At 65.8% G+C, this 6,116-nt stretch carries 7 protein-coding genes; all 7 read left to right on the top strand.

Annotated elements, in window-relative coordinates:
- Window positions 1–262 precede the first annotated feature (262 nt).
- Entirely contained in the window at window positions 263–1,180 is a 918-nt protein-coding gene (locus tag AC1DU6_RS17115; protein ID WP_477858501.1) for a flagellin N-terminal helical domain-containing protein, read from the top strand.
- A 199-nt stretch (window positions 1,181–1,379) separates the two neighbouring features.
- Window positions 1,380–2,354, top strand: coding sequence for a flagellin N-terminal helical domain-containing protein (locus AC1DU6_RS17120; RefSeq protein WP_056199253.1), 975 nt, complete (start codon window positions 1,380–1,382; stop codon window positions 2,352–2,354).
- 146 nt (window positions 2,355–2,500) lie between these two features.
- Window positions 2,501–3,901, top strand: a complete 1,401-nt coding sequence (fliD, locus tag AC1DU6_RS17125) for a flagellar filament capping protein FliD (protein WP_477858504.1) — start codon at window positions 2,501–2,503, stop codon at window positions 3,899–3,901.
- 124 nt (window positions 3,902–4,025) lie between these two features.
- On the top strand, window positions 4,026–4,463 hold the full coding sequence (fliS, locus tag AC1DU6_RS17130; protein ID WP_056199259.1) for a flagellar export chaperone FliS: 438 nt from the start codon (window positions 4,026–4,028) through the stop codon (window positions 4,461–4,463).
- Between the two features lie 46 nt (window positions 4,464–4,509).
- On the top strand, window positions 4,510–4,809 hold the full coding sequence (locus AC1DU6_RS17135) for a flagellar protein FliT (RefSeq protein WP_056199261.1): 300 nt from the start codon (window positions 4,510–4,512) through the stop codon (window positions 4,807–4,809).
- A gap of 168 nt (window positions 4,810–4,977) precedes the next feature.
- Window positions 4,978–5,709, top strand: a complete 732-nt coding sequence (locus AC1DU6_RS17140) for a flagellar brake protein (protein WP_056199265.1) — start codon at window positions 4,978–4,980, stop codon at window positions 5,707–5,709.
- The coding region (locus tag AC1DU6_RS17145) for a pilus assembly FimT family protein (protein WP_477858507.1) at window positions 5,706–6,116 on the top strand (411 nt) is incomplete at its 3' end. The genes AC1DU6_RS17140 and AC1DU6_RS17145, both read left to right, overlap by 4 nt.

Raw genomic sequence — 6,116 nt, forward strand, 5'->3', positions numbered from 1 at the left:
GCTCCGACGCGACAGCCGTCGTCGTCGACCCCCGAGGGCAAAGCCCGCCAGCTCAAGCACCTTAAAAGGCCGCCAATCACCCCGCAATTCGCGAGATTGAGCGGCCCGTTTTACAAAGGATCACTCTCAAGCGTTCCCCCGACCGGTCCGATAACGGTTTCAACGGGTCCCAGCTCGTCAGCCCAAGCAACAGGCCACAAGGCCCCATGCGCCGGCTGCCCAGGGCTCGGATTCAACCTATTGGCACTGAAAGGAACGCGCCATGTCCGCAATCATCAACACCAACCTCGCCTCGCTGAACGCTCAGCGCAACACGTCCGCCTCGCAGGGCTCGCTGATGGTCAGCATGCAGCGCCTCTCGTCGGGCCTGCGTGTCAACTCGGCCAAGGACGACGCCGCTGGCCTGGCCATCGCCGAACGCATGAACACCCAGGTGCGCGGCATGAGCGTGGCCATCCGCAACGCCAACGATGGCATCTCCTTTGCGCAGACCGCTGAAGGCGCGCTGGGCAAGATCGGCGACATGCTGCAGCGCATGCGTGAACTGGCCGTTCAATCAGCCAACGGCACGAACAACATCGACGACCGCACTGCGCTGAACAATGAATTCTCGCTGCTGCAGTCCGAAATCACGCGCCTGTCCAGCAACACCAACTTCAACGGCAACTCCATCCTGACGGGCTCCGCAGCCACCACCTTCCAGGTGGGCGCCAACGCGACGGCCAACGACACCATCACGATCACCGGTGCCGACATCCTGAATGCCGCCACCGCTGCCAGCACCAACCAGGGCGCCCTGGCCGAGGTCACCAACACGACCAACACCGACATCCTGCTGGTCGGCGCGGCCGGYACCGGCGCCACCTTCGATCYCTACACCGGCACAGGCACCAARGGTGCGCTGGACTCGRTCGCCAAGATCGACCAGGCGCTGTCCCAGGTGAACACGGCCCGCTCCACCTTCGGTGCCGCCCAGAACCGCTTCGACGCCGTCATCTCCAGCCTGCAGGTGTCGGTGGAAAGCCAGTCGGCCGCGCGCAGCCGCATCATGGACGCTGACTACGCCAGCGAAACCGCCAATCTGAGCCGGGCGCAGATCCTGCAGCAGGCCGGCACGGCGATGATCTCGCAGGCCAACCAACTGCCCCAGCAGGTGCTGACGCTGCTGCGCGGCGGCTGATAGAAGCAAGGCCGCCGGCGGTGGGGCACCGCCGGCACGGGCTTGAGAAGCGTTGAACAACGCTTCCTTAATAGCCGTGGTTTTGACCGTTGTTCGCAGGTTTGACCTGCGCAGGGCACCAACACAATTCACTCCATCGCGTCGCTGACTTCTGCGGCGCGGACACCGGAATCAACCGGGCTGTTGCAGGAGTGCTTAAATGCCCCAGACGATCAATACCAACATCGCATCGATGAACGCGCAGCGGAACCTGAACAGTTCCCAAGGGCTGCTGGCGGTGTCGATGCAGCGCCTGTCTTCTGGCATGCGTGTGAATTCCGCCAAGGACGACGCCGCCGGTCTGGCGATCGCCGAACGGATGAACACCCAGGTCCGTGGCATGTCGGTTGCCATGCGCAATGCCAATGACGGCATCTCGCTGGCGCAGACGGCTGAAGGCTCGCTCGGCAAGGTTGGCGACATGCTGCAACGCATGCGTGAACTGGCCGTGCAGGCTGCCAACGGCACCAACAACGTGCAGGACCGCGCGGCGCTGAACAACGAGTTCACGCAGYTGCAGACCGAAGTGGGGCGGCTGATCCGCAATACCAACTTCAACGGTTCGCAGATCCTGACCGGCGCGGCGACCTCGTTCACGTTCCAGGTCGGCGCCAACGCCACGGTGGATGACCAGATCGTCATCACCCAAAGCGACATCCTGACGACGACCCTGGGAACCAGCGGCACGCCCAACGGCAACGACGGCGCCCTGGAAGCTGCCATCAACAGCACCAAGATCAACATTCTTGGCGCCTCCGGCAGCGGTACAGGGGGCGTACCGCCGACCGCGGCGGTGGATTTCTCCGCCGCTGGCGCGCCGCCCGCCCTGACGGGCGCCAACGGCGACGAAGGTGACCCGTCGGTGGCCGTCCAGTTCCTGGACTTCGCCCTCGCCCAGGTCAATCTGGCTCGCTCCACCTACGGTGCGACGCAGAACCGCTTCGACTCGGTGATCGCCAACCTGCAGGTCGCCGTCGAGAACCAGACCGCAGCCCGCTCGCGCATCATGGATGCCGACTACGCCCAGGAAACGTCCAACATGTCGCGGGCACAGATCCTGCAACAGGCTGGCAACGCCATGGTCGCCCAGGCCAACCAGCTGCCGCAGCAGGTGCTGCAACTGCTCAAGGGCTGAGTCGCCCGCCGCACCCAAAAACGCCGGGATCCGCGTGTCGGAAGTCCCGGCGTTGTCATTTCAGCGCCGGTCCCGCGAAAGTTTTCCTAAAGTTCGCCACCGGCATGCCGAAGGCGTTACGGAACGGGTCTTAACAGGAAAGGGCTATGGCCACCATCTCATCGCTCGGTATCGGCAGTGGTCTTGATGTCGAGAGCCTGGTCAGCAAGCTGATGTCGATCGAGCAGCAGCCGATCAACAACATCAAGCAGGCTTCTGCCAGGCTTCAGACCAAGATCTCCGCTTACGGCCAGCTGCAGTCGGCCGTATCCAGCATGCAGACGGCCGCTCAGAAGCTGTCCGACGCCAGCCTGTGGAACGCTTCCACGGTCAGCGTGTCGGACACCTCGGTCGCCACCGTCAGCGCCAGCAGCGCGGGCAGCCAGAACCATCTGCTCAAGGTCAGCCAGCTGGCCTCGGCCCAGTCTGTGGCCAGCCGCATCTTCACTGGTGGCAGCGAAACCCTGGGTGACGGCACCCTGACCATCGCCCTGGGCCGTTGGGCCGGTGACCCGCCGGTCTTCACCGCCGGCAGCGGCACGCCCGCCGCCATCACCGTCAGTGCGACCGACACGCTGTCCAGCATCCGCGACAAGATCAACGCCGCCAATGTCGGTGTCAACGCCAGCCTGGTGAACGACGCGGCCGGCACGCGCCTGGTCATCCGGTCGCTGAGCACCGGCGAGAACCAGGCCTTCCAGATCACGAGCCCCGATGCCGCCTTGGCCGACCTGACCTACGCCCCCGGCAGCGGCGCAGGCATGGCCCAGACCCAGGCCGCCAGCAATGCCCAGTTCAACTGGGACGGGCTGGACCTGACCTCCGAAAGCAACACGCTGACCGGCATCACCGACGGCATGAGCGTGACCCTGCTCAAGACGACGGCCAGCGCCATCAGCATCGGCACCAGCAACGACACGACCAGCATCAAGAAGGCGATCACGGATTTCGCAGACTCCTACAACAAGCTGCTCAACCTGATGCGCGACCAGACCAAGTACGACGCCGGCACCAAGACCGCCGGTGTGCTTCAGGGCGACAGCAAGGCAGTTTCCGTGCAACAGATGCTGCGCGGCATCACCGGCGGCAGCACGACACTCGCCGGCGCCTTCGGCCGCCTGGCCGACATCGGCCTGGAACCCGGCCAGAACGGCACGCTGACGGTCAACTCGACGAAGCTCGACAAGGCGCTGACCAATCTCACGGACTTGAAGAAGCTGTTCGCCGCGCCGGACGCCGCCACGCCGCGCAACCGGGGCTTCGCTCTGCAATGGAACACCTTTGCCACCCAGATCCTGGGCACGGACGGCGCCATCACCAACGGCCAGAGCAGCCTGCAAAAGCGCATCGCCAGCAACGACGCCACGATCGACCACATGCAGGACTCGCTGACATTGACCGAAAAGCGCCTGCGCGCGCAGTACAGCGCGCTGGACACCAAGATGAGCCAGCTCAGCGCGCTGTCGTCCTATGTCAACAAGCAGTTCGGCAGCACCTCGTCGAGCTGAGCCCGTGAAGAATTGCAAACAAGGCGCCTTAGGGCGCCTTTTTCATGCCGCCAGCGGGGGTTGGCCGCCTCAAGTTCCCCGGCCGGGCGCCGAAATTTGAAGGTATCCAGCCCAGAGAGCCCCCATGTACGGATCCTCCTCCCCGTTTGCTTCCCGAGCTCACCGCGCCGGCTCCGCCTACGGCAAGGTCGGCGTCGAGACCGATGTCCTCAGCGCCAGCCCGCACCGCCTCGTCGCCCTGCTGTTCGACGGCGTCATGGAAGGCATGAACATGGCCCTGGCCGCGATCCAGGCAGGCAACACGCCGGTCAAGAACAACTCACTGTGCCGCTGTGTGCGCATCCTGGACGAAGGTCTCAAGGCTGCCCTCAACCTCGAATCCACCCCGCTGGCCCACGACCTGCGCGACCTTTACGCGTATCTGTGCATGCGGCTGACCCAAGCCAACCTGCACAGCGACGTCGCTGCCATCGAGGAGTGCAAGCGTCTGCTGGCGCCAGTACGTGACGCCTGGCAAGCCATCGCCGACAACCCCGCAGTGCGCCCGCCCAGGGCCGCCTGATCCGCCCATTCCGCCCCGCCCTGCTCACGCTTTCCGGTACGCCCCCATGAATTCCGAACTGCTCAACTATTACGAGGCCATCGAACAAGCCAGCGCCGACATGCTGTCAGCTGCCCGCACCGGCAACTGGGATGAAGTCGTCAAGCTCGAAGGTGCCTGCGTGCTGCTGATCTCGCAGCTCAAGTCCGCCGCCAACCAATCCCAGCTGGCCCCGAGTGAATCGGCGCTGAAGACCCGCATCATGCAGCGCATCCTGCTCAATGACGCCGAGATCCGCCATCTGGCCGAACCCTGGCTGGAAGACCTGGATCATGTGATGAAGGGCAAGAGCAGGATGGTGCATTGAGCCCCTCGTCCGGTCTCGCCCTGCTGAACGCGGGCGAGTCCAGCCGGTCCCCCGAGGGGACGGCGATGCTTGCGGCGTCGAGCCGCAAGCACATCGCCCAAGGCGGGCCGGCTAGGGGCGGCCCGGCGCTCGGCCCGCAAAACCAACCCGCGCAGCTACCATCCTGGCATGAGCGCTCTTGAACCCACCTCCGAGGAACTGCGCGTCGCCTCCACTGCCGAGATCGCGGCGTATCTGCAGCAACTGCAGCGCGAGAATTCCGGCGTGCTGCTGAGCGGCCCCCAGGGCCAGAGCCTGTCCAGCCGCATCGTCGCGCTGGACGCCGACGCCGACCTCATCGGCCTGGAGATCGGCACCGATCCCGACGGCATCAGCCAGGCCCTGGTGGCCGAGGGCGAGATCACCGCCGTCGCCTACCTCGGCGCCATCAAGCTGCAATTCGAACTCGAGGGCCCCGTCCTCGTCAGCGGYGAACAGGGCACGGTGCTGCGCAGCGCGCTGCCCGCCCGCCTGTACCGCTTCCAGCGCCGTCAGTCCTTCCGCGTGCAACCGGCCGGCAGTGCCTATCCGCGCATCGTGCTGCCTGGCGCCGAGCAACCCGGCCGCGCACTGCGCGTGCTGGACCTCAGCATCGGCGGCCTCGCGCTGGCCCTGCCGCCCGATTTCAGCCCCCTGCCCGTGGGCGAGGTCAGCGACGGCCTGGTGCTCGAGCTGGATCGCATCAGCGCCCTGCGCGTCACCCTGCTGCCCCACCATGTCAGCCCCATCGCCGGCGATACGAGCGGCATGCAGCAGCTGGGATGCTCCTTCGTCGACCTCGATGCCAACGCCGGCCGCTCGCTGCAGGTCTATGTGGACCAGACGCAAAAGCGCCGTCGCCTGCTGAAGCTGGATCCATGAACGCGGCCGGCGGACGGGCTGAGCGCAGGGCCGCTCCCAAGCCAGCCCGCGTTCCCTCGGGGGACCGGTGCGCGTACTCGCGCGCCGAGGGGCAAGGTTTCACGCTTCTCGAGGTGGTTTTCGTGCTGGCCGTGCTGGGCATCATCCTGTCGGCGGCCGTGCCCAGCTACGCGAGTTATCTGGCCCGCCAGCGCCTGCGCCACGTGGCCGAGATGCTGGAGCAGGACCTGCGCCGCGCCCGCGGCCTGAGCGTGGACGAGGGCCGCAACATCTATGTCAGCTTCAGCAGTGGCGCGCAATGGTGCTGGGGCACCAGCCGCACCGCGCCCTGCGACTGCGCCACAGGCGTGCCGCGCTGCGAGCTCGGCGCCATCAACTCCCGCGAGCACAAAGGCACGCTGCTGCAG

The organism is Roseateles sp. P5_B10 (assembly GCF_056400485.1).

Excerpts from the sequence above, each read along its gene's own strand:
- fliD (WP_477858504.1), top strand. The coding sequence starts at position 2,501 with ATGGCCACCATCTCATCGCTCGGTATCGGCAGTGGTCTTGATGTCGAG.
- fliS (WP_056199259.1), top strand. The coding sequence starts at position 4,026 with ATGTACGGATCCTCCTCCCCGTTTGCTTCCCGAGCTCACCGCGCCGGC.
- AC1DU6_RS17135 (WP_056199261.1), top strand. The coding sequence starts at position 4,510 with ATGAATTCCGAACTGCTCAACTATTACGAGGCCATCGAACAAGCCAGC.